This window comes from Microbacterium sp. NIBRBAC000506063, assembly GCF_017968845.1.
In the GTDB taxonomy this organism is placed as follows: domain Bacteria; phylum Actinomycetota; class Actinomycetes; order Actinomycetales; family Microbacteriaceae; genus Microbacterium.
In genome coordinates this window covers 1852849-1875202 of sequence record NZ_CP072876.1, presented here as the reverse complement: position 1 = coordinate 1875202, position 22354 = coordinate 1852849, and the positions used below count along the sequence as shown (strand labels likewise).

The 22354-nt window shown below is 67.8% G+C and carries 17 protein-coding genes and 7 pseudogenes; 7 read left to right on the top strand and 17 right to left on the bottom strand.

The features are described from left to right. Nucleotides 1–2: 2 nt before the first annotated feature. From KAE78_RS19780 to KAE78_RS10675, 5 genes and pseudogenes are all read right to left on the bottom strand, one after another. Nucleotides 3–1270: pseudogene (locus KAE78_RS19780) on the bottom strand (ABC transporter substrate-binding protein). 67 nt (nt 1271–1337) lie between these two features. Then, nucleotides 1338–2159, bottom strand: a complete 822-nt coding sequence (locus KAE78_RS10690; RefSeq protein WP_223170833.1) for a carbohydrate ABC transporter permease — start codon at nt 2157–2159, stop codon at nt 1338–1340. Then, nucleotides 2156–2659: a carbohydrate ABC transporter permease gene (locus tag KAE78_RS10685; protein WP_262927635.1), complete on the bottom strand. Its 504-nt coding sequence runs from the start codon at nt 2657–2659 to the stop codon at nt 2156–2158. The genes KAE78_RS10690 and KAE78_RS10685 overlap by 4 nt, the downstream gene beginning before the upstream one ends. Nucleotides 2660–3270: 611 nt before the next feature. Then, on the bottom strand, nt 3271–4098 hold the full coding sequence (locus tag KAE78_RS10680) for an SDR family oxidoreductase (protein WP_223170831.1): 828 nt from the start codon (nt 4096–4098) through the stop codon (nt 3271–3273). 27 nt (nt 4099–4125) lie between these two features. After that, a complete protein-coding gene (locus KAE78_RS10675; protein ID WP_223170830.1) occupies nt 4126–5061 on the bottom strand; it encodes a C-terminal binding protein in 936 nt (311 codons plus the stop codon). A gap of 144 nt (nt 5062–5205) precedes the next feature. On the opposite strand from KAE78_RS10675, the gene KAE78_RS10670 reads away from it, so the two are divergent. From KAE78_RS10670 to KAE78_RS10645, 7 genes and pseudogenes are all read left to right on the top strand, one after another. Beyond that, entirely contained in the window at nt 5206–6042 is an 837-nt protein-coding gene (locus tag KAE78_RS10670) for a FadR/GntR family transcriptional regulator (RefSeq protein ID WP_317451762.1), read from the top strand. Nucleotides 6043–6835: 793 nt separating this feature from the next. Continuing rightward, a pseudogene (locus KAE78_RS19775) lies at nt 6836–7720 on the top strand (zinc-dependent alcohol dehydrogenase); the annotation flags it as partial. A 139-nt stretch (nt 7721–7859) separates the two neighbouring features. Further along, nucleotides 7860–8704, top strand: a pseudogene (locus KAE78_RS10660) (fumarylacetoacetate hydrolase family protein). A 31-nt stretch (nt 8705–8735) separates the two neighbouring features. Then, the gene (locus tag KAE78_RS10655) at nt 8736–10235 is read left to right on the top strand and encodes an AMP-binding protein (protein WP_262927633.1); all 1500 of its coding nucleotides are present in this window, start codon (nt 8736–8738) and stop codon (nt 10233–10235) included. Next, entirely contained in the window at nt 10196–10327 is a 132-nt protein-coding gene (locus KAE78_RS17760; RefSeq protein ID WP_262927860.1) for a hypothetical protein, read from the top strand. Before KAE78_RS10655 ends, KAE78_RS17760 begins: the two co-directional genes overlap by 40 nt. A 54-nt stretch (nt 10328–10381) precedes the next feature. Further along, nucleotides 10382–11593, top strand: coding sequence for an acyl-CoA dehydrogenase family protein (locus KAE78_RS10650; RefSeq protein WP_223170828.1), 1212 nt, complete (start codon nt 10382–10384; stop codon nt 11591–11593). Continuing rightward, nucleotides 11590–12657 carry a phosphotransferase family protein gene (locus KAE78_RS10645; protein ID WP_223170827.1) on the top strand — a complete coding sequence of 356 codons (1068 nt, stop codon included), beginning with the start codon at nt 11590–11592 and terminating at the stop codon, nt 12655–12657. Before KAE78_RS10650 ends, KAE78_RS10645 begins: the two co-directional genes overlap by 4 nt. A 68-nt stretch (nt 12658–12725) precedes the next feature. Here KAE78_RS10645 and KAE78_RS10640 read toward each other — a convergent pair whose 3' ends face one another. The 12 genes and pseudogenes from KAE78_RS10640 to purH form a co-directional block, all read right to left on the bottom strand. After that, nucleotides 12726–13076 carry a hypothetical protein gene (locus tag KAE78_RS10640; protein ID WP_223170826.1) on the bottom strand — a complete coding sequence of 117 codons (351 nt, stop codon included), beginning with the start codon at nt 13074–13076 and terminating at the stop codon, nt 12726–12728. After that, nucleotides 13073–13561: a hypothetical protein gene (locus KAE78_RS10635; RefSeq protein ID WP_223170825.1), complete on the bottom strand. Its 489-nt coding sequence runs from the start codon at nt 13559–13561 to the stop codon at nt 13073–13075. Before KAE78_RS10635 ends, KAE78_RS10640 begins: the two co-directional genes overlap by 4 nt. 134 nt (nt 13562–13695) lie before the next feature. After that, nucleotides 13696–15509, bottom strand: a pseudogene (locus KAE78_RS10630) (ABC transporter ATP-binding protein). Then, nucleotides 15478–17376 carry an ABC transporter ATP-binding protein gene (locus KAE78_RS10625; protein WP_223170824.1) on the bottom strand — a complete coding sequence of 633 codons (1899 nt, stop codon included), beginning with the start codon at nt 17374–17376 and terminating at the stop codon, nt 15478–15480. The pseudogene KAE78_RS10630 and the gene KAE78_RS10625 overlap by 32 nt, the downstream one beginning before the upstream one ends. Nucleotides 17377–17656: 280 nt before the next feature. Further along, the gene (locus KAE78_RS19770) at nt 17657–17857 is read right to left on the bottom strand and encodes an EamA family transporter (protein ID WP_411155935.1); all 201 of its coding nucleotides are present in this window, start codon (nt 17855–17857) and stop codon (nt 17657–17659) included. Then, on the bottom strand, nt 17854–18195 hold the full coding sequence (locus tag KAE78_RS19765; protein ID WP_411155934.1) for a hypothetical protein: 342 nt from the start codon (nt 18193–18195) through the stop codon (nt 17854–17856). Before KAE78_RS19765 ends, KAE78_RS19770 begins: the two co-directional genes overlap by 4 nt. Then, a complete protein-coding gene (locus KAE78_RS19760; RefSeq protein WP_411155933.1) occupies nt 18159–18629 on the bottom strand; it encodes a DMT family transporter in 471 nt (156 codons plus the stop codon). Before KAE78_RS19760 ends, KAE78_RS19765 begins: the two co-directional genes overlap by 37 nt. Further along, nucleotides 18607–19105, bottom strand: a pseudogene (locus KAE78_RS10615) (methylated-DNA--[protein]-cysteine S-methyltransferase). The gene KAE78_RS19760 and the pseudogene KAE78_RS10615 overlap by 23 nt, the downstream one beginning before the upstream one ends. A gap of 49 nt (nt 19106–19154) precedes the next feature. Then, the gene (locus KAE78_RS19755) at nt 19155–19919 is read right to left on the bottom strand and encodes a DNA-3-methyladenine glycosylase family protein (protein ID WP_411155932.1); all 765 of its coding nucleotides are present in this window, start codon (nt 19917–19919) and stop codon (nt 19155–19157) included. 223 nt (nt 19920–20142) lie between these two features. Further along, a pseudogene (locus tag KAE78_RS19750) lies at nt 20143–20403 on the bottom strand (helix-turn-helix domain-containing protein); the annotation flags it as partial. Beyond that, nucleotides 20346–20642, bottom strand: coding sequence for an Ada metal-binding domain-containing protein (locus KAE78_RS19745; RefSeq protein WP_411155931.1), 297 nt, complete (start codon nt 20640–20642; stop codon nt 20346–20348). The gene KAE78_RS19745 and the pseudogene KAE78_RS19750, both read right to left, overlap by 58 nt. Before the next feature lie 80 nt (nt 20643–20722). Then, a pseudogene (purH, locus tag KAE78_RS10605) lies at nt 20723–22329 on the bottom strand (bifunctional phosphoribosylaminoimidazolecarboxamide formyltransferase/IMP cyclohydrolase). Nucleotides 22330–22354 lie beyond the last annotated feature (25 nt).

The following is a 22354-nucleotide window of genomic DNA, read 5'->3' as shown; positions in this document are numbered from 1 at the left end:
CGTCAGCTCGACGGGCCTTCGGCGAAGGCGGCATCCATCGCGGCGAGTGCATCCTCCGCACTGATCTGTCCGCCGACGAAGAGCTGGACCTGCTCGATGAGGACCGTCGCGACCATGGCATTCGGCCAGAGCTGGTCGTTGTAGGGGTGGGTCTTTCCTGCTTCGACATAGGGCAGCATCGGCAACAGCGATTCGGGTGTCTCGAAGGAGTCACTCGTGATCGACGGCAACGCGTTCTGCACCCGGGCGACCTCGGCCAGCATCTCATCCGAGCCGAGGAAGTCCATGAACAACCGGGCGGCGACGGGGTTCTTCGCTGCGGCGTTGATGGCGTAGCCGCCGGTGCCTCCTGCGGAGATCCACGTCTCGTCGGGGTTGTCGGTGGCAGGGAAGGCGCCGAACACGAACGCCGTGCCTTCCGGTGCGGCCCCCAGCAATGCGGCGAAGGTCGAGGTCACCGAGATCATCGATATCGCCTCTCCCGTCGCGACGAGCTGAATCGCGTTCTCATAGGAGGTTCCGAGCGGCTCGGGCTGGAAGCAGTCGGCTTCGAGCATCTGCTCGATCTTGTCGAAGACCTCCACCCAGGGGAGTCGGAGAAGGTCGCCTCACCGGCGTTCTGCCGCTCGGTGAAGGTCGGATCGGCACCGTAGACAAGCGTCGCCGAGAGCGGGAAGGACGGGAACTGGTTGATCCATCCGGTCTGCGCACCGTAGGCGTAGGCTGACCTGCCCTGGGCCGCGGCGTCGGCACAGAACTGAAGCACTCCGCTCCAGGTGTCGGGGATGTCCAGACCGGTCTCCTCCAGAGCCGTGACGTTGTAGATTCCGCCGATTCCGCCGAGGGACAGCGGCAGGATGTAGCGCTTTCCATCGATGGAAGTCGTGCTCTCCATGCCGCTGGGCAGCTTCGAGCTGAATCCGAGGTCGGACATGTCGGCGAGATAGCCGCCGGGAACCAGGTTCTCCATGGCAGTCGGAGTTCCGTTGCCGGGATAGGCGGTGAAGATGTCCGGGGCGGTGCCCGCGCTCAGTTGCGTACGGATCTGCGTGTGCAGCGCCGCGACATCGACGAACTCAAGCTGGACATCGATGTCGGGGTACTTGTCCTTGAAAGCTTCGACGACGACCGGCAAGGAGTCCTGGTAGTTCGGAATGCTCGCGATGGTGAGCACACCCGCACCGGTGTCGTCCCCGGTGGGGTCGGGTGCGGGATCGGACGGCGAACATGCGACGAGCGCGAGCGCGCCGGCGGCGATGCCGGCGGCCATCAAAGTGATGCGACGGTGTGACATGAGATCTCCTATCTGTGATGTGTGGGTGGTGCCGGGGTTGCGGTCAGCCCTTGAGGCCGCTAGCGAAGCCCTTGATGACGGACCGCTGAAGGAGGAAGAAGGCGAGGAGGATCGGGGTGACACCGATGACCAGGCCCGCGAAGATGAGCGGCCAGTTCGTGACGTACTGATCGACGAAGCGAAGGATCGCGACGGGAACGGTCACGTTCGGCGTGCCGCTGAGGTAGAGCATCGGTGTGAGCAGGTCGTTCCAGGCGTGGATCGCGTTGAGAATCACGACGGTCCACGTGATGGGACGCAGCAAGGGGAAGACGACCGTCCAGAATGCCCGGTTGGTGCTCGCCCCGTCGATCCACGCCGCCTCTTCGTAGTCTCTGGGCAGCGCGCGGATGAAGCCGGCGAACAGGAAGATCGAGAAAGAGATGCGCTCCCCGACGTAGAACAGGATGAGGCCCCAGAGGCTGCCGAGCAGCCCGATGTCGCGCATCGTGAAGTACAGGGGGATCATCGCGATCTGGAAGGGCAGCAGCAGCCCGATGAGAAAGAAGTAGAACAGCGGCGTAGAAAGTCGCGAGGTGACGCGAACGAGGGCGTAAGCGGCCATCGCGGAGAAGACGACGAGGATGGCGACGCTGACGACGGTGATGAACAGGCTGTTGAGCAGCGCTTGGGAAAGGCCCGCCGAGCCCCACGCTCGCGTATAGTTCTCGAAGGTCATGTCCGGCGAGGGCACCAGAGGCGAGGTCTGGTCGTTCGTCCGCCGCAACGAGATGTTGACCATGATGTAGACGGGGAACGCGATAGCGAGGCCGACGAGGATCATCAGTGCCTCGAGGATCCCCGTGCGCCATGTGTAGCGGTTCATCGCAGCTCCCGCCTCAGCAGCATGCGGTACTGGACGACGGAGATCAGGAGTACGATCACCAGCAGCACCAGACCGAGCGAGACGCCTTTGCCCCAGGACCCATAGGTGAACGCTTCCCGGAACATCAGTGTGGTGAGCGTGTGAGTGAGCCCGCCCGGGCCGCCGTTGGTCAGCGCCCAGACATGATCGAACAGCTTGAGCGAGCCGATCATGCTCAGCATGAGATTGATCGTGATCGCGGGCCCGAGCATCGGCAGCACGACGTTGAAGAAACGGCGCAGCGGCCCGGCACCATCGACGGCAGCGGCTTCGATGAGCTCCTCCGGCACGCTTTGCAGCCCTGCAAGAAAGATGATCATGGAGTACCCGGCGAGCTGCCAGACGAGCACGAAGATGATGGATCCGAGGGCGAGGTTCGGGTCGCCCAGCCAGGTGCGAGCGAACGAGTCGAGTCCGACCGACCTGAGAACGGTGTTGACGGGTCCGTTCGGGGCGAGCATGTACTGCCAGAGGTACCCGACCACGACGGGGTCATCACGGCGGGGGCGAAGATGAGCACCTTGAGCAGGTTGCGGGTCTTGATCTGGGAGTTGACGGCGATCGCGAGGAGGAGACCGAGCACGTTCTGGACGATCGTGAACGTGATGGCGATGACCAGGGTGTTCCGGAGCGCCCGCATCGACTGCGGGTCGTTCAGCACCTTGATGATGTTGTCGAAGCCGACGAAGGAGTAGTCGCTGCCCAGTCCGTTCCAGTCGGTGAACGCGTACACGCTGCCCTGCACCGTTGGCACGAGCACGACGAAGGCGTAGACGGCGAGCGCCGGGAGCGTGTAAAGGAGCACCGTCCTGGACAGCCCCGCAGAGGCCCTGCGGCGCCGTCGTGCCGGCGCGAGCGTCTGACTCATCCTTCTCCTCATCGAGTTCTGGTCGTGAAACACGGCCTCGAATCTTTCTACCAACTTGTCTGATGGGTGTCAATGACAACCCGAAAATCTGCGGCAACCTCACCAAACTCTCGACAACCTATCAGATGTGTGAGCGAAACAACGGGTCACCGAAGGACGCCTGACCGCCTCGAGCGATCGTGAGGATCCGCGCCGGCGCCCTGTTCAGTGCATATCGCTTCCGGCGAACTTCGCCGTGTCGCCGAGACCTTCGGGTCCCATCGCCGAGTAACCTCCATCGACCATGAGCTCGGTCCCCGTGATGAAGGTCGAGCGCGGCCCGCTGAGGTAGAGGATCGCGTCCGCGACCTCGGAGGGCTCGCCGAGCCGCTCGAGCATGTGGTAGCGCCCCCACACCGGCTCCCACCGAGCCCGGTCTCCCCCGGCGGCCTTCTCCACCTCAGGAGTCCAGATCCAGCCCGGGCTGACCGCGTTGACGCGGATACCCGCAGGAGCGAGGTCGAGCGCCTGGCCGCGCGTCAGTGCGAGTATCGCAGCCTTCGTCGCGTTGTAGGTCCAGCGGGCGGGCTGCGCCGCATGGGCGGAGATGCTCGAGACGTTGACGACCGTGCTTCCCGGCGGCATGCGCCTGCTGGCTGCGGCGGTGAGCATCGCCGACGCCGCCACATTGACGCCGAGAGCGCGCTGCCACTGCTCGGCGGTGGCGTCCACGCCTGCCGCGAGGAAACTCACCGCGCAGTTGACCACGTGATGGATCGACCCGTGACGATCGGCCGCCGAGGCGATCGCCTCCGCGACCGCCTCGGTGTCGGTGACGTCCAGCGGCACCGCCGTCGCACGGTCCTCGCCGAGGACGGCCACGCGATCGGCGAGCCTGTCGGCGTCGAGATCGAGCAGAACCACGTGAGCGCCGCCCGCGGCGAACCCTTCCGCCGTGGCCGCACCGATGCCGGAGGCTGCCCCGGTGACGAGTGCGAGCCTCCCTTCGAAGTCTCCCGCCGAGCCCGTGGTGGTGGTCTTGGTCGCAGTCATGGTGATCCTCTCGATTCTCGGGTCTGGTCAGCGCGCGCCGCCGAGCGCCTCGATCACATTGTCGATCGCCCCGCGGCGCAGATCGGGCAGCGCCTGCTGCGAACACCATGCGGCGTGAGGACCCAGCAGAGTGTTCGGCGCCATGCGTACCGGGTGATCTCCCGCGATCGGCTCCTCCTCGAACACGTCGAGGCCGAGCCCGCGCAGCCGCCCCTCGGTCACCGCTTCGACCGCGGCGGCGAGATCCACGAGCCCGCCGCGAGAGGTGTTGACGAGCACGGGACGACGCGGCATCGACCAGAGCAGCTCGGTATCGACGACATGGTGCGTCTGCGGCAGGAGCGGCGCGTGCAGACTGATGATGTCGGCCTCCTCCGCGAGCTGGTTCAGCTCGACCCGGGCCCACGGATCATTGGCCGGCGCCGGGTCGACGACGATGACCTTGGCGCCCCATGCTTCGAAGGCGCGCCCGACGAGAGTGCCGATCCTGCCGCAGCCGATGAGGCCGAGGGTGGCCTCGGAGAGCCGTCCGATGTGCGGTGCGTGGGTCGCCGCCGCCCATGTTCCGGCGCGAACCTCCGCATCGAGCTGCGGCAGGCGGCGCCAGAGGGCGAGGGCCATCGCCACCGCGTGCGTCGCGACTTCCTCCGTGCAGTAATGCGGGACGTTGCGGACCGGGATGCCGGCTTCGCGTGCGGCCGTCAGGTCGATCATGTCCACGCCGATCCCGATCCTGCTGATGACCCGGCAGTCCTCGGCCGCTGCGATCGCCGCGGCGTCGATGGGCGCCCACTGCGTGACGATGGCAGCAGGCCGATGCCGTTCGATCTGCTCTCGCACCTGCTCGGTCGTTCGACAGTCGGCCACGACGACCTCGGCATCGAGGGCATCGCGCAGCCACCCGGTCTCCAGAGAACGGTCGCCGAGGTCGTTGTCGGTGAGAAGAACAATGGGGCGCATCATCGAACCCTTCATATAGGTGAGTGTATAACTCGCGGAAAATAGCCCTTCTTTGCACACCAATCTTGACACATATCTGAACAGTGGCTAATCTCGTGCCGAACCAGGCAGCACCGCGCACCATCGCGCAAACCGTCGTTCCGAACGATGCCGGACCGTCCGGCGCCCGACCGTCACAATAGGATGACAGCGGGCCAGACAGGACGACGAGGTGGGAGCGGTCGCTTCCGGCGTGCAGCAGACGAAGCACAGAGAGGGAGGTGGCGGATCGTGGCGCGTACACGACTGAGTAACGCCATCGTCAACGATTATCTCCGACGCATCGGTGCGGGAGAGGTCTCGCCAGGGGACCCCCTTCCTCCGGAGTCCGTGCTCTGCGACTCCTACGGGGTCGGCCGAAGCGTCGTGCGCGAAGCCCTCCAGGCCCTCGACGCGAAGGGGTTCATCATCGTCCGGCAGGGCAGCGTCGCCGTCGTCGCGCCCAAGTTCCGCTGGCACGTCCTCGACCAGGACTTCCTGACCGTGACCAACCCTCGCGAATACTTCTCGATGCTCCAGGAGGCGCGCGAGCTGCTGGAGCCTCACATCGCGGCGATCGCCGCCGAGAGAGCGAGCGATGAGAACATCGAGGAGATCGCCGCGATCGACGCCCGGCTCGCTGCCGCCCGCGACTCCGCAGAAGAGCACGCCGAACTCGACATCGCGTTCCACGACGCGATCGCCCGGGCCACCGACAACGCGATCCTCGTCTCCATGCACGCTTCAATCACCGGCCTGGGTTACCGTGCCCGGGTCGAGTCGGTCGCCGTGCCGGGCGCTGTGGACCGGGCGCTGCTGTGGCACGGACAGATTCTCGACGCACTGCGCGCCGGCGATGTGATCGCCGCCTCGTCAGCGATGCACCTGCACCTCAGGCAGGTGCGTGGCGAACTCGAACGGCTCGACGCTGAGCCCGGTTCTCCCGAACCGGAGGAGACCGCATGACCACGTATTCGGTGACGACGATCCCGGTCGGCGAGGCGATCATCCCCGGCCCCGAGCTGTACTGGATGAACGACTTCGATCGGTGGCATCCGCTCACCTTCCAGGTGCAGCTCATCCGCGGCGAAGGGGTGCTCGCCCTCGTCAACACCGGTCCCGCCCTCGACCTCGAGCCGATGAACGCAGGATGGGCGAGCTTCCTGGGCGAGAAGGCGCGAATGCGCCGTCCGGAGGGCTGGTTCGTACTCGACCAGCTCGCCGCGCTCGGTGTCGCTCCCGAACAGATCACCCACGTCATCCTCACTCCACTGCAGCTCTACACGGTGAGCAACGTGCTCGCCTTCCCGAACGCGACGATCTGCATCGCCGAGCGCGGTTGGGTGCACTTCCATACCACGCACGAGCATCCGCACGACAACCGGGCGACGAGCATCCCGGACGACATCCTCGTGCCGCTCGTCACGACGGCCTGGCCGCGCGTACGGTTGCTCAAGGACGAGGACGTCATCGCCCCCGGCCTGCGGACCTGGTGGTCGGGGGTCACCACCGCGCCTCCCTCGTGCTCGAGGCCGAGACCGCCCAGGGCGTCGTCGCCATCTCGGACAGCTACTTCCACCTGCGCAACGTCACCGAGAACGTGCCTCTCGGGATCAACGAGAACATGTACGAGATCCTCGCCGCCTACGAGCGGGTGCGGAAGACAGCCGACATCATCCTGCCGATCTATGATCCGGGCAACTTCGAGCGCTTCCCGGACGGCGTGGTCGCCTGATGCGCAGCCTCGCCTACACCGGCCCTGGAGCATGGAGCTCATCGACGGGCCGGATCCCGAACCCCCGCGGACTGGGCCGTCGTCGATGTCGTCGCCACCGGCATCTGCGGCTCCGACGCCCACGGGTACACGGGCGAGACCGGACGCCGAGTCGGCGGACAGGTCATGGGCCACGAGACCGTGGGCCGTCTCCGCGAATCGCTCGGTGCCCTGTCCGCCGGCACACTCGTCACCATCAATCCGCTGCTCGGCTGCGGGACATGCGATGCGTGCCTCGACCGACAGCCGCAGATCTGCCCCGTCCTGCGAGTCCTCGGCGTGGATCCAGATCTTCCGGGCAGCTTCGCAGACGCGGTCACGGTTCCAGCCGGCAACATCGTACCTCTGCGGGAGACGATGCCAGTGGAGCACGGCGCCCTCATCGAACCGCTCGCCGTCGGATTCCACGCCGTCATGCGCGGCGCTCCGCGCGACGGCGACCGGGTCGTCGTGATCGGAGGCGGACCGATCGGCCAGGCTGCCGCGATCGGCGCACGGAGAGCGGGCATCAACGCCGTGCTCGTGAGCGAGCCGATCGATGCGCGCCGGGAGGTTCTGGAACGACTGGGATTCTCCGTGACCGCGCCCGAGCATCTCGCCGCCGCCGTCCACGAGCATCTCGGCGGCACGGCGACGCTCGTCGTGGACGCCGTCGGCGTCGAAGCCAGTCTCCAGGATGCAGTGGATGTCGCCGCACCCGGCGCACGGATCGTCCTCGTCGGCATGGGCACGCGCGAGCTGTTGCTGCGCCCCTACGGATTCAGCGGTTTCGAGCGCGTGCTCCTCGGCAGCTATTGCTACTCGGACGAGCACTTTCGCTCGACCGCCGAATGGGTCTCGGAGGGCAGACCGGAGCTCGGGCTGCTCATCGACCGGATGCTGCCGCTCGAGGACGGGCCCCGTGCCTTCCACGAGGTCGCCAAGGGAACCTCGGGGCGAACAAGACGCTGCTCCTGTCCCGACCGCTCTCCGAGGAGGCAGTGCGGGTCGCACGGTTCGAGGCGATCCGATGAGGTTCGCGAGGATCGGTCCGCCCGGGCAGGAGTTTCCCGTCATCATCGACGGCGACACGATCCGCGATCTGCGCAGGATCACGACGGACATCGACGGCGACTTCCTCTCCGGCGACGGGCCGTCTCGCGCAGCCGCCGCTCTGGCGGCGGGCGAACTGCCCGCAGTGGACGGAGCGGGGCTGCGCTTCGGCGCCCCGATCGTCCGGCCGAGCGCCGTCATCTGCATCGGCATGAACTACGCTGCCCATGCGGCGGAATCCGGCTCCGCCCTCCGGATGTCCCGATCATCTTTCTCAAGACGCCGAACACCGTCGTAGGCCCTGATGACCCCGTGACGATCCCTCGCCGCAGCGAGAAGACCGACTGGGAGGTCGAGCTCGGCGTCGTCATCGGGCGGCGCGCCAGCTATCTCGCCTCGCCCGCTGATGCGCAGGCGGTGATCGCGGGCTTCGTCGCGGTCAACGATGTCTCCGAGCGGACCTTTCAGCTCGACGAATCCGGCGGCCAGTGGAGCAAGGGCAAATGCGCGGAGGGCTTCAACCCCACCGGCCCGTGGCTGGTGACCGCCGATGAGCTTGACCACCGCGATCTGCGTCTGCGGAGCTGGGTCAACGGCGAGCCTCGGCAGGACTCCCGCACCGCGGACATGATCTTCGACGTCGAGACGATCATCTGGCACCTCAGCCAGTACCTCGTGCTTGAGCCCGGCGATCTCGTCCTGACCGGCACGCCGGAAGGGGTCGCGCTCTCAGGGCGATTCCCCTATCTGAAGCCCGGCGACGTCGTCGAGATCGAGATCGAAGGCCTCGGGCGGCAGAAGCAGGAATTCCGATCCGCCTGAACCGGTGGACGTCGCACCCACGGAGACGAAGATGTCCCTCCCAGCCAACATCAGGCCGCTGAGCCCTCTCGCGTTCCTCGAGCGCGCGGCTTCTGTCTTTCCCGAACGCGAGGCGATCCGCAACGAGGGCGACAGCCTCAGCTATGCCGAATTCGCCACGCAGGCGCAGTACGCGGCGCGAGCGATCGCGGCACGCATCGAGCCTGGCGATCGGATCGCGGTCCTCGCGCCGAACGTGCCCGAACTCCTCATCGCGCACTTCGCGGTCCCGCTCGCGGGGGCGGCGCTCGTCGCAATCAACACACGCCTGTCCGCCTCCGAGATCACGAGCATCCTGGAGCATTCCGGGGCACGGATGCTTTTCGTCGACCCAGAGTACCGAGAGGTCGCTGCCGCCGCGGTGATCGAACTGGAGACCGGCCCCGAGATCATCGCACTCGGCGAGGCTTGGGCGGGCTCGGGCTCCTACGCCTCTCTCCTCGACGAGGGCTCGGGGCTCCCCGCACGTCCTTGGGTGATCGATGACGAGAACGCGGTCATCTCCATCAACTACACCTCCGGAACGACAGGGCGGCCCAAGGGCGTCATGTACAGCCACCGAGGTGCGGCGCTCACCTCTCTCGGTCTCCTCGCACATACCGGCTTCGACAGCGCGACGCGCTATCTGTGGACCCTGCCGATGTTCCACTGCAACGGCTGGTGCACCGCCTGGGCGGTCACCGCCGCCGCCGGTCTGCACGTGTGTCTGCGCGCCGTGCGCGAAGAGGCGGTGTGGCGGGCGATCGACGAGGTCGGCGTGACCCACCTCTGCGGGGCGCCGACGGTTCTGTCGGTGATCGCGGATGCCCCTCAGTCGCATCCGCTCGACCAGCCCTTGACGATGATCACCGGTGGGGCTCCGCCGAGCCCCACCATCATCGCCCGTCTCGAGTCCATAGGCGTGAAGGTCACGCACGCCTACGGGCTGACCGAGGTCTACGGCCCCTACACGCTCTGCGAGTACCAGGAGTCCTGGAGCGCTCTGCCCGCTGCCCAGCGCGCAGAGCGAATGGCGCGTCAGGGCGTCCCGATGATCCAGTCCGGAGAAGTGCGCGTCGTAGACGCCGAGATGGCCGACGTCCCTGCTGACGGCGAGTCGCTCGGCGAGATCGTCATGCGCGGCAACAACGTCATGCTCGGTTACTTCGGCGATCCCGAAGCCACCCGGACGGCCTTCGAGGGAGGCTGGTTCCATTCCGGCGACATCGGAGTCATGCACCCGGACGGCTATATCGAGTTGCGCGACCGCGCAAAGGATCTCATCATCTCCGGCGGAGAGAACATCTCCTCGATCGAGGTCGAGAACGCATTGCTCGCGCATCCGGAGATCCTCGACGCCGCGGTCGTCGCGGCCCCGCATCCGCACTGGGGCGAACGCCCGGTCGCTTTCATCGTCACCCAGTCCCGGACCGGCCCTCTCCCGAGGCGTTACGCGCCTTCCTCCGTGAACGGCTGGCGCACTACAAGGTGCCGGACCGGTTCGAGAAGGTGAACGCGCTGCCACGCACATCCACGGGAAAGGTTCGCAAGAGCGAACTACGCACAACCGCCAGGGAGGAGATGCGTCATGTCATGGAGCGTTGACGAGAGCGCTGCTCATCTCCCACCGGCTCTCAGGCAGAGCAGGAAGACGAGAACATGATGGAAACCGCAGTCTTGGACGATCTACGATCAGCGACTCGGACGTTCATCCGGGAGACGGTCATCCCCGCGGAGCCGAAGCCTGGCGAACGGCTCGACCCGGATGTTCGTCATGCGCTTGCAGCCGAGGCAAGACGGGCGGGTGTCTTTGCTCCCCAGGCGCCCAAAGAGTTCGGCGGCTTGGGTCTTGACATACGTCAATGGTCGCCGATATTCCAAGAAGCGGGATACTCACCTATCGGTCCGTCCGTGATCAACTGCATGGCTCCGGACGAGGGCAACATGTACCTGCTTGAAGCCATCGCCTCGCCGGAGCAGAGAGATGCCTTCCTCGCGCCACTCGCCCGCGGGCAGATTCGCTCCTGCTTTGCGATGACGGAGCCCCATCCGGGAGCGGGTAGCGATCCGGCGGCGTTGAGCACAACCGCGACCCGAGTCGACGGAGGATGGCGGATCGACGGAGAGAAACGGTTCATTAGCGGCGCGAACGGCGCTGCGTTCGCCATTGTCATGGCCCGCAATGAGGAGTCGGAGGGAGTCCCCGCAGGCTCAACGATGCTGCTCGTTGACATGAGCAACCCCGGAGTGAGGATCGGCGAGGCGATCCACACCACAGATCGCGCGATCGATGGCGGTCACCCTTATGTTCACTTCGAGAACTGTCTCGTCTCCGACAACGCTGTGCTCGGCGAGCCGGGCCGAGGGTTCTCCTACGCGCAAGTGCGCCTTGGGCCCGCACGCCTCACTCACTGCATGCGCTGGCTTGGGCTTGCCCGACGCTCGCTTGACATCGCGCTGGATCGCGCCGCCCACCGAGAGGTGTTCGGCTCATTGCTCCAGGACCTCGGCATCGCCCAGACGATGATCGCCGATTCCGTCATCGACATCGAAACCTCGGATGCGATGATAGACAAAGCCGTCAAGCTTCTGGCCGAGGACTCTCGGGTCGGCTCAGCCATGAGTTCTGTAGCGAAGGTCTACTGCTCGGAGGCCATCTTTCGCGTCATGGACCGGGCCATCCAGCTCACTGGCGGCGACGGGGTCTCCGATGCCCTTCCGCTCGCGCAGTACATCAACGAGGTACGACCGTTTCGCATCTACGACGGCTCAAACGAAACGCACCGCTGGGCGATAGCCCGTCACGCGGGAAACACCCGACGCCGCTCTGGTTACGCGCGCCAAGATGTGGTTCAGGCAGGTGACGCGTGAACTCTCACCCCGACGGAGTCGAAGTCGTCGCCACGGTGGAGGAAGCCAGGGAACTGAAGCGGCCCCCAATACTGATCCTTGACTCCTTGCAGCGCTATCTCGAACAACAGGGTCTCGGCGAAGGCCCTCTGAGCTGGCGGCGGATCGGTGAGGGACAATCCAACTTCACCTATCTGATCCGCTGCGACAGCAGTTCGTTCGTTCTTCGGCGAGGGCCGCGCCCTCCCCATCCTGTTTCCACTCATGACATGATCCGCGAGGCACGCATTCAGCGACTTCTGTCCGAGACCGAAGTTCCCGTGCCGAACATCCTCTCCGTATGCAAGGATTCCGGGGTACTGGGCGTGCCCTTCTACATCATGGACTTCCTCGACGGGACTGTGATCACTGAGCGCTCTCCCGTTGCTCTGGACTCGATGGACCAACGCCGCGCGGTCGGGATGGCGGCTGTGGACACTCTGGCCGGCCTGCATCTGCTCGATGTACGCGAAGAACCTCTTATCACCATCGGCCGGCCTGACGGTTATCTTGAACGACAGATCCAGCGCTTTTCCGCACTTTGGCCTCAAACGGCATCCCGCTCGCTCTCGGCTGTGCGTGAGATCGGTGACTGGCTTGCCTCCCGCATCCCCGTGACCCAGCGGGACTCCGTCGTCCATGGCGACTATCGCCTCGGCAACCTCATGTACGCCCGCAACGCTCCCGCACAGGTAACCGCAATCCTCGACTGGGAGATGTCCACACTCGGCGATCCCCTTGCTGATCTCGGATATCTCATCGCCACCTATGCGGCGCCGGACAGACCGCTCACCCCGATCCAGTTGACATCGGTTACCCGAGAGCCCGGATACCCTTCGCGCGACGAACTCGTTCAAAGGTACAGCGACCTCACAGGCCTCGATATGTCGGGCCTTGCCTGGTACCAGGTTCTGGCCCTCTGGAAGGCCGCGATCTTCTGCGAGGCGATCTACAGTCGATGGCTCCAGGGACAGCGACCCGGAGATGCTTTCGCACCGACCCTCGAAGCTGGTGTCCCGCGATGCTCGAAGACGCAGAGCAGCTGATCGAGGAGGTCGTTCGAACATCGATGCCCTGACGGCTCTGCGTCATACGATTGCGTCGGCGACGAGTGTCACCGAGGCTTCTCGTCGTCAGGCTGCCCGCGGCTGTTCCACGCGGCGAGGGCGGATGCCGCGGCATCCGCTGCTCGGTCCAGCGCTTCCGCCGAACGAGAGAGGACCTGCTGTGCGGTCTCCTGCCAGCGGAGCGTCTGCGGATCGGATGCCGCGGCCCGCGTGCCGTGCGCGCTCGCCCTCGCCGCCTTCTCCGCGGCATCGAAGGCCCGCTCGAGTTCCGCGACGGCGTCGCGATAGCGGGCGAACTCCGCGGGGGTGACCGCCTTCTGCCCCGTCGGGCGCAGCCACCGCGCGCGCTCGGACGCGTCGAGGAACGCCTTCGTCTCGGGGTTTCGCACATCGCTCATCGCAGGGTAGGCGATGAGCTTGGCGGGGTCGGTCTCGTAATCGAGCCAGCGGGCGGTGACGGTGTCGTGGGTCGCGCCGACGCGGCGAGGGGGTAGTCGGCGGCATCCGTCGTCGCCGCCAGTTCGTGGCGGGCGACGGCCAGCCGTGCGCGCAGCGCCCGCACCGTCGCGTCGGCGGCCTTGACCGCCTTCTCCGCCTGCCGCGCGCTCCGGCGGGCACCGGCGACATCGACGGCGGGCGAGCGGGTCGCCGCCCTCTCGGCGATGAGGCGCCCGACCTCCGCGCGGGCCGCCTTCAGCTCGCTCCGCCGCGCCCCCGCGGCCTTGCGGGCCTCGGCGAGCTCGACGCGGGCGGCCTCATACGCCAGGCGTCGGGCGGAGGTCCGGCGGAGCCGATGCAGGCCGATGGCACCGAGGCCGCCCGCGGCGATCGCGCTCGGGGCGACCCACCAGAAGTCGGCGGCCCACAGCCAGAACATCTCCACCCCTCGATGCTATTCGCCTGCGGGGCCCAGGGCATCCCCGATCGTCGTGGCGGCGTAGCGAGTCGACACATCGACTCGCTACGCCGCCCCAGCACGGCGCTCGATCGGCTGCGCAGCACGAGCGCGATAGGGCATCACACGAGCGACTCGCGCCAGGCCGCGTGGAGCTGGGCGAACTTGCCGGTGCCGGCGATCAGCACCTCGGGGGCGTCGTCCTCGATGATCCGGCCGTGCTCCATCACCAGCACCCTGTCGGCGATCGCGACCGTCGACAGACGGTGGGCGATGATGATCGCCGTCCGGTCGGCCAGCAGCGTCTGCAGCGCCTCCTGGATGAGGCGCTCGGAGGGGATGTCGAGCGAGGCGGTCGCCTCGTCGAGGATGAGCACCGCGGGATCGGCGAGGAACGCCCGCGCGAAGGAGATCAGCTGGCGCTGCCCCGCCGAGACGCGCCCGCCGCGCTTGTTCACGTCGGTCCCGTAACCGTCGGGCAGGCGCTGGATGAAGTCGTCCGCTCCCACCGCGCGCGCCGCCGCCTGGATCTCCTCCATCGTCGCCTCGGGCTTTCCGAGGGCGATGTTGTCGGCGACCGTGCCGCTGAACAGGTACGCCTCCTGGGTGACCATGACGATCGCGCGGCGCAGATCCTTCGGATGCAGCGACCGCAGGTCCACGCCGTCGAGCGTCACGGAGCCCTTCGAGGGGTCGTAGAATCGCGAGACGAGCTTGGCGAGCGTCGACTTTCCGGCTCCGGTCGTACCCACCAGCGCGATCGTCTGCCCGGCCGGGATGTCCAGCGAGAAGTGCGGCAGGATCGTGCGGTCCTCGGAGTACCCGAAGGTGACGTCGCGGAATTCGACGTGCCCGCGCGAGGACCACAGGTCGATCGGGCGTGTGGGATCGGGCACCGTCGGCTCCTCTTCGAGGACCCCGAGACCTTCTCCAGCGCGGCCGTGGCCGACTGGTACGAGTTCAGGAAGAACGCGATCTCCTGCAGCGGCGAGAAGAAGTTGCGCACGTACAGCACGGCGGCCAGCAGGGTGCCGATCGCCAGCGCATCGTCTGCGACCCGGATGCCGCCCCACAGCACCACCGCGGCGATCGTGACCGAGGCGATCGCGATGATGCCCGGCTCGAAGATGCCGAAGATCTTGATCGCACGGAGGTTCACGTCGCGGTACTTGCCCGAGAGATCACCGAACTCCTCGTCGTTGCGCCTCTCCTTGCGGAACGCCTTGACCGCACGGATGCCGGTCATGGTCTCGACGAACTTCACGATCACCTGCGCGCTGACCACGCGCGACTCGCGGTAGACCTTCTGCGCGCTGACGTAGAACCAGCGCATGAGGAAGTACAGCGGGACGCCCATCATCACCAGGACCACGCCCGAGGGCGGATCCAGCAGCAGCAGCGCGATGAGCGTGAAGGTGCCGTAGAGCACGCCCGAGACGAGCTCGTTGAGGCCGCCGTCGAGGAGCTCGCGGATCGAGTCGAGGTCGCTCGTCTGACGCGAGATGATGCGCCCCGAGGTGTAGGACTCGTGGAACTCCAGGCTCAGCTTCTGCGTGTGCACGAAGATCCGCTTGCGAAGGTCGAGCATGACCGCCTGGGTGAGACGCGCGGCCACGACCGCGTACCAGCCGATGAGCGCGGCGCCGCCGAACCCGGCGAGCAGGTAGACGACCACGACGCCGATGGTCGGCAGCCAGTCGTTGTGGTCGAGGACGGCCGGCAGGGCGCTGTTGATGCCGTAGGCGATCAGCGCGGGCCCGGCCACGCGCAGCGCCGTCGAGACGACGAGCACCGTCGCCGCGAGCACGAGCTGCCACTTCAGCGGCCGCACGAGCGAGCCGAGAAGGCGCAGGGAGCGGCGGCGGATCGCGCGCGACTCCTCCTTGGTGTAGTCGGAGCGGTCCTCACCGCTGGTTCCGGTCACCGTGGTGCTCATGCGTCCACCTCCTCGGGATCGATCTCGATGACTTCGACGGGTCGGGTGGGGTCCCCTTCCCTTGACGCTCAGCCTCGTCCTCCAGGCTGGAGATCACGTGCCGGTAGTGCGCGCTCGTGCGCAGCAGATCCGAGTGCTTGCCCACGGCGGTCACGCGGCCCGCCTCCAGGAGCGCCACCCGGTCGGCGAGCATGACCGTCGAAGGGCGGTGCGCGACCACGAGCGCGGTCGTCTCGTGCAGTACTTCGCGCAGGGCGTCTTCGACGAGGGCCTCCGTGTCGACGTCGAGCGCCGACAGCGGGTCGTCGAGCACGAGCACCGTGGGGCGCGCCGCGACGGCACGGGCGAGGGCGAGCCTCTGCCGCTGCCCGCCGGAGAGCGACAGGCCCTCTTCGCCGATGATCGTGTCGACCCCGTCGGGCAGGTCGTCGACGAAGCCGGCCTGGGCGACGCCCAGCGCCTCGCGGAGCACGGCCTCCCCCTCCGTGCTCTTCGGATCGAGGTCCTCCCGCCCGAGCAGCACGTTGTCGCGGACCGACTGCGAGAACAGGGTCGCGTCCTCGAAGGCCATGCCGACGCGCGTGCGCAGCTCGCCGAGCGTGAGGTCGCGCACGTCGACGCCGTCGAGCAGTACCCGCCCGCCGGTGACGTCGTAGAGACGCCCGGGGAGGGTCGTCAGTGTCGTCTTCCCCGAACCGGTCAGACCCACGAGCGCCATCGTCTCGCCGGGCTCCAGCTCGAGGTCGATGCCGTCGAGAAGGTCTCTCTCGGCATCCGACGCGTCCTGATAGCGGAAGTGCGCGCCCTCGAAGGTCAGGCGCCCGCGGCCGTCGGTGACGGTCTTCAGCTCTGCCGGGTCGGTGATCGTGTTCTCCTCGTCGAACACCTCGAAGATGCGGTCGGTGGCCGTGCGCGCGTCCAGCAGGAACGAGAACAAGAAGCCGATCGACTCCATCGGCCAGCGCAGCACCGTCGCCATCGCGAAGAAGGCGACGAGCTCGGCGAGATCGAGGTTGCCCTGCAGCGTCAGCACCACGCCGACGCCGAGGCACAGCGCGAAGGCGATGTCGGGCAGCAGCACGAGCCAGAACCAGATCCAGCCGACGGCGCGCGCCTTGCGGATCTCGGTGTGGCGCAGCGTCTCGGCCTGCCTGGCGAACTTCTGCAGCGCGTGCTTGCCGCGCCCGAAGGCCTTGAGGACCCGGATACCGTGCACGCTCTCCTCCACCGAGGTGGCGAGATCGCCGGCCTGGTCCTGACTCTGGCGCGCCAGGGTGCCGTAGGTCTTCTCGAAGCGGTAGCCGGCGTACCAGAGCGGCGCGCACACGAGGAGGAAGGTCGTGCCCAGCGCCCAGTGCCAGCGGAACAGGAGCACGGCGCCGACGAGGATCGTCAGCATGTTGACGACCAGGAGCACGAGGCCGAAGGCCATCCAGCGCCGCAGCATGCTGATGTCCTGCATCATGCGGCTGAGCAGCTGCCCCGACTGCCAGCGGTCGTGGAAGGCGACAGGCAGGCGCTGCAGGCGGCGGTAGAAGGTCGTGCGGATGTCGTACTCGACCTTGGTCGAGGGCGCCATCACGAACCAGCGGCGCGCCCACACCATGAGGGCTTCGAGAAGGCCCAGCACGAGCACCGCGAGGGACCCCCAGATGAGCCCGTCGAGGCTGCTCTCGGCGATGGGACCGCGCACCACCTCCTCGAGCACGAGGGGGAAGGCGAGGGCGAGCAGGCTCGCCAGGAGCGCGCTCGCGCCGCCGAGCACGAGCCGCGGCAGCGCGGGCTTGGCGAAGGGGTACAGACGCGCGAGTGCCTTGAAGGTGGACAGCGACGAACGGGGTTGTTCCGTGGGAGAAGAAGAAGTCATGTTCCTTGCGGGGACGAGAGACGTGCGAAGAGAGGGGGCGCGAAGCGCGCGGCAGAGGCGGTGAAGGCAGGGCCTTCGATGAGCCTACGGCCGATGAGAGGGAGTGAGGGCCGGCTTATGCCGTCGGCGCGATGATCCCCTGCCGGCCTGGACCCGTGGCCCCGTCACGGACGAGGAGGGCCGCAATGGGCTCGTAGACGTTGGCCTGGGACATGGCTTCCTCCTCGGATCGGCGACAGTGGGCGGTCGGAGGTCACCGGTCGGGCGACACGACAGCCGATCAGTCTATGGGTGCGCGCGCGCTCAGCGCAAGATCGGATTTCTCCTCCCCACGCCCGCGCCGCAGCGCCGCAAGCCGGTTCTGCGCGAGGAGGATCCCCAGCAGCACGAGCACAGCGCCCACCGGCTCGTTCCAATGCAACTGCTCGCCGAGCACCACGATCCCGAGCACGACGCCGACGGCGGGGGTGATGTAGGTCACGGTCGAGGTGCGCGTCGGCCCCACGCGCGCAGCACGTTCTGGTTCCAGATGTACGCGACGCCGGTGCCCAGACACCCGAGGGCGAGCAGACTCGCCACGATCCACGGGTCCAGGCGCACCGGGCCGAGGGCGACGACGGGTGTGAGCAGCAGCATGACGACCGCGGCGATGCCGATGTTCAGGAAGGCGAAGACGAGCGCACTCATCCCGGTCTGCGCGGCGAACCGGCGCATGTACGCGAGACTGAAGCCGTAGCAGGCCGTCGCGCCGAGGATCGCGAACTGCGCCACCAGACTCTGGTTCAGATCGAGGCCCTGCCACGGGGCGATGATGACCATGACCCGAGCATGCCGAGCAGGATGCCGACGATCTGCATGCCGCGCAGCTTCTCGACCCGGAACACCGCCCACGCCATGACCGCCGTCATGATCGGCGTCGTGGCGTTGTAAATGCTGGCCAGCCCCGAGGTCACGTACTGCTGCGCCCAGGAGAACAGCAGGAACGGCACCACGCAGAAGGAGAGGGCGAGCACCGTCATGTGCGCCCAGACCCGCACGCTCCGCGGCAGCACGTCGCGCCTGACCAGGACGAACACGGCGAGGGTCATCGCGCCCAGGACGAGCCGCGACCACGCGACCTGCCCGGAGCTGACCCCTCGAGGGCGACCTTCATGAACAGGAAACTCGACCCCCAGATGAGCCCCGTGAGGACGAATTGGGTGACCAGCAGAGCCGGTGACGACGCGCGGGTCATGAAAGCGAGCCCGCCTCACGAGCCAACAGGGCGCTCTTGACCTCTGTCCCCAGGCGAAGCCGCCCATGCTGCCGTCGCCGCGCCGCACGCGGTGGCAGGGGACGAAGAGCGCGGGCGCGTTGCGGGCGCAGATCGAGGCGGCGGCGCGGACGGCGCTCGGCCGGCCCAGCACGACCGCGAACTCGCTGTAGGTCAGGGGCCTCCCTGGGGTGATGCCGCGGAGCGCATCCCATCCGGTCTGCTGGAAGGCGGTGCCGTGCTGCCGCACGGGCACCCCGTCGATCGCGTGCACGTCGCCCGCGTAGTAGGCGCGGACGGCGGATGCGGCATCCGTCTCCCCCCGGCGATCTCCGCCGGGCGATGCGCCGGGGCGAGCCGGGCGATGATCTCCTCGTGGTCCGCCGTCCATCCGGAGGCGAGCACGCGCTGCTCGGCGTCGACGAGCAGGGTGAAGGCGCCGTCGGCGGTGTCGAGGGTCTGGATGAGCGCGGTCATGCGGCCTCCTTGGTGCCTGCTGCGGCGAGATGGCGCCACAGGTGTGCGGTCAGACAGCTGCGCCAGGGGGCGGCGCGGCGGGTCCACTCCTCGAGGGGCGGGATTCGGCGGGAAGGCCGGCAGAGGCGGCGCCGGAGCGCACGGCGACATCGCCGGGGAGGAAGACGTCGGGATCGCCGGTCACGCGCATGCGCACGTAGTCGGCGGTCCAGGGCCCGATGCCGGGCAGCGCCAGGAGCGCCGCCCGCTGCGCGGCGTTGTCGTCACCGGTGGTGAGCGAGAGCTCGCCGTTGGCGAGAAGCCCCGCGGCGTGCACGATGGAGCGGATGCGGGCGGCCGGGCCCCGCAGGACCTCGCCGCCGTGCGCGGCGATCGCCGCCATCGTCGGGAAGAGCCGGTCGCAGCCCTCGCGCTCGGGGACCGTCTCACCGAGCTCTGCCGCGAGTCGGCTCAGCGCCGTGCGCGCGGCGGCGACGCTGACCTGCTGTCCGACCATCGCGCGGATGAGCATTTCGTGCGGGTCGGCGGTGCCGGGAACCCGGATGCCGGGCACGCGCGCGACGAGCGGCGCGAGCTCGGCGTGGACGCTCAGCGCCGCGTCGACGGCGAGCGGATCGGCGTCGAGATCGAACAGGCGGCGGACCCGGGCGACGAGCACCGGAAGGTCGGAAAGTGCGGCGAGGCGGGCCGAGAGGCGCAGCGTGGCCCCTTGGCGTCGGACACGGAACCATGCGGGGCCGCCCGGGAGCGCCAGAGTGCGCGCGTAGTGATCCGGTCCCGCGACCTCCACACCGGCGAGCGCACGCGCCTGCATCCACGCGAACACCCCGTCCGCGTCGAAGGGCTCGCGCAGCGGCAGGGTCAGCTCTATCGCCGCGGCGGTCGCCGACGGCTCGGTCCCTGCGCTCCCTCGGTCCCCGAACCTCCCTCGGTCCCTGAGCCCGTCGAAGGGTCCGCCGGGCGCTTCGACCGGCTCCCCGCGCCCGCAGCTCGGTGGGCGTCAGGCCGAAGACCTCGCGGATCGTGTCGTTGAACTGGCGGATGCTGGCGAAGCCCGCGGAGAAGGCGACGTCGGATGCCGCCAGCTCCGTACCCACGAGCAGCATCCGCGCCATGTGGGCGCGCTGGGCGCGGGCGAGCGCCAGAGGACCGGCGCCCAGTTCCGCCTGCAGCAGACGGGTCAGATGACGCGCGGAGTAGCCGAGGCGACCGGCGAGGCCGGTGACGCCCTCCCGCTCGATCACCCCTCGGCGATCAGCCGCATCGCGCGGCCCGCGGCATCCGACCGCAGGTTCCATTCGGGCGACCCGGGTGCGGCCTCGGGCAGGCAGCGCTTGCACGCGCGGTAGCCCGCCTCGTGGGCGGCGGCGCTCGTCGGGTAGAAGGTGACGTTGGCCGCCTTGGGCGTGCGGGCGGGACAGCTGGGCCGGCAGTAGATCCGGGTAGAGCGCACCGCGGTGACGAACTGACCGTCGAAGCGGGCATCGCGCGCGTCGATCGCGCGGTACCGCTCCTCGAAGGTCATCGTCAGGCTCATGCGATCCACTCTCGCACGCCAGGAATCACCGAGCTAGCGGAAATCGGACATCACGGAGCGGATTCCTGCCAACCGCAGGTTCAGTGGAAGAAGTGGCGCTCGCCCGTGAAGAACATCGTCACGTTCGCGGCCTTCGCCGCGGCGATGACCTCCTCGTCGCGCACCGAGCCGCCCGGCTGCACGATCGCCTTCACGCCGGCGTCGATGAGCACCTGAGGCCCATCGGCGAAGGGGAAGAAGGCATCGGATGCCGCCACCGACCCGACCACGCGGTCGCCCGCCCGCTCGACGGCGAGGCGGCAGGAGTCGACCCGGTTGACCTGGCCCATGCCGATGCCGACGGTCGCCTGGTTCTTGGCGAGCACGATGGCGTTGGACTTCACGGCCCGGCAGGCCTTCCAGGCGAAGATGAGGTTGGTCATCTCGGATTCTTCAGGGCGCTCCCCGGTGACCAGCTCCCAATCCTTGGCGACCGAGGCGACGTCGTCGGGGAAGCGGTCGGCGTCCTGCAGCAGGAGTCCGCCCGAGACCAGGCGCACATCCATGCGCTCCTGCTTCCAGTCGGCGGGAAGCTGCAGCACGCGCAGGTTCTTCTTCGCCTTGAACACCTCCAGCGCCGCCGGCTCGAAGGAGGGCGCGACGATGACCTCCGTGAAGATGTCCTTGAGGTTCTCAGCCATCTTCAGCGTCACGGTGCCGTTCGTGGCGATCACGCCGCCGTAGGCCGAGACCGGGTCGCACTCGTGGGCGCGCAGGTGGGCGCTGGCGATCGGGTCGAGGGCGTTGGGCGCGGTCGTGGCAATGCCGCAGGGGTTGGCGTGCTTGATGATCGCCACGGCGGGGAAGACCATGTCGAAGGCGGCGCGCAGCGCGGCATCCGCATCGACGTAGTTGTTGTAGGACATCTCCTTGCCTTGCAGCTGCGTGGCCTGGGCGATGCCGTGGCCGCCCGTGCGCGTGTAGATCGCGGCACGCTGGTGCGAGTTCTCGCCGTAGCGCAGCGAGGCCAGCCGCTCGGCCTTGACCGTCAGGTGCTCGGGCAGATCCTCGTCCTCGGCGAGGGTCTCCTCCGAGAACCAGGTCGCCACGGCCCGGTCGTACTGGGCGGTGTGCGCGAAGGCGCGCGCGGCGAGCTCGCGACGCTGCGAGAGCGTCGTGCCGCCGGCGGAGACGGCCTCGATGATCCCCGGGTAGGACTCGGGAGAGACGACGATCGCGACATTGGCGAAGTTCTTCGCGGAGGCGCGGACCATCGCCGGCCCCCGATGTCGATCTGCTCGACGACGTCGTCGGCCGAGGCGCCGGAGGCCACCGTCTCGACGAAGGGGTACAGGTTCACCACGACGAGCTCGAAGGGGGCGATGTCGAGGTCGGCCAGCTGGCGCTCATGATCCTCGAGCCGCAGGTCGGCCAGGAGGCCCGCATGCACGCTCGGGTGGAGGGTCTTCACGCGGCCGCCCAGCGACTCGGGGAACCCGGTGACCGCCGCGACGTCGGTCACCTCGAAACCGGCGTCGCGGATGGTCTGCGCGGTCGAGCCCGTCGAGACGATCTCCACCTCCGCCTTCGCGAGCGCTTCGGCCAGCACGAGCAGATCGGACTTGTCGCTCACCGACACCAGCGCACGCCGGATCGGCACCGCATCGCGGTCGCGATAGAGCGAGGGGTCAAGGCGTGGGCCGGCCATGGATTTCTCCTTCGGTGGTTTCGGG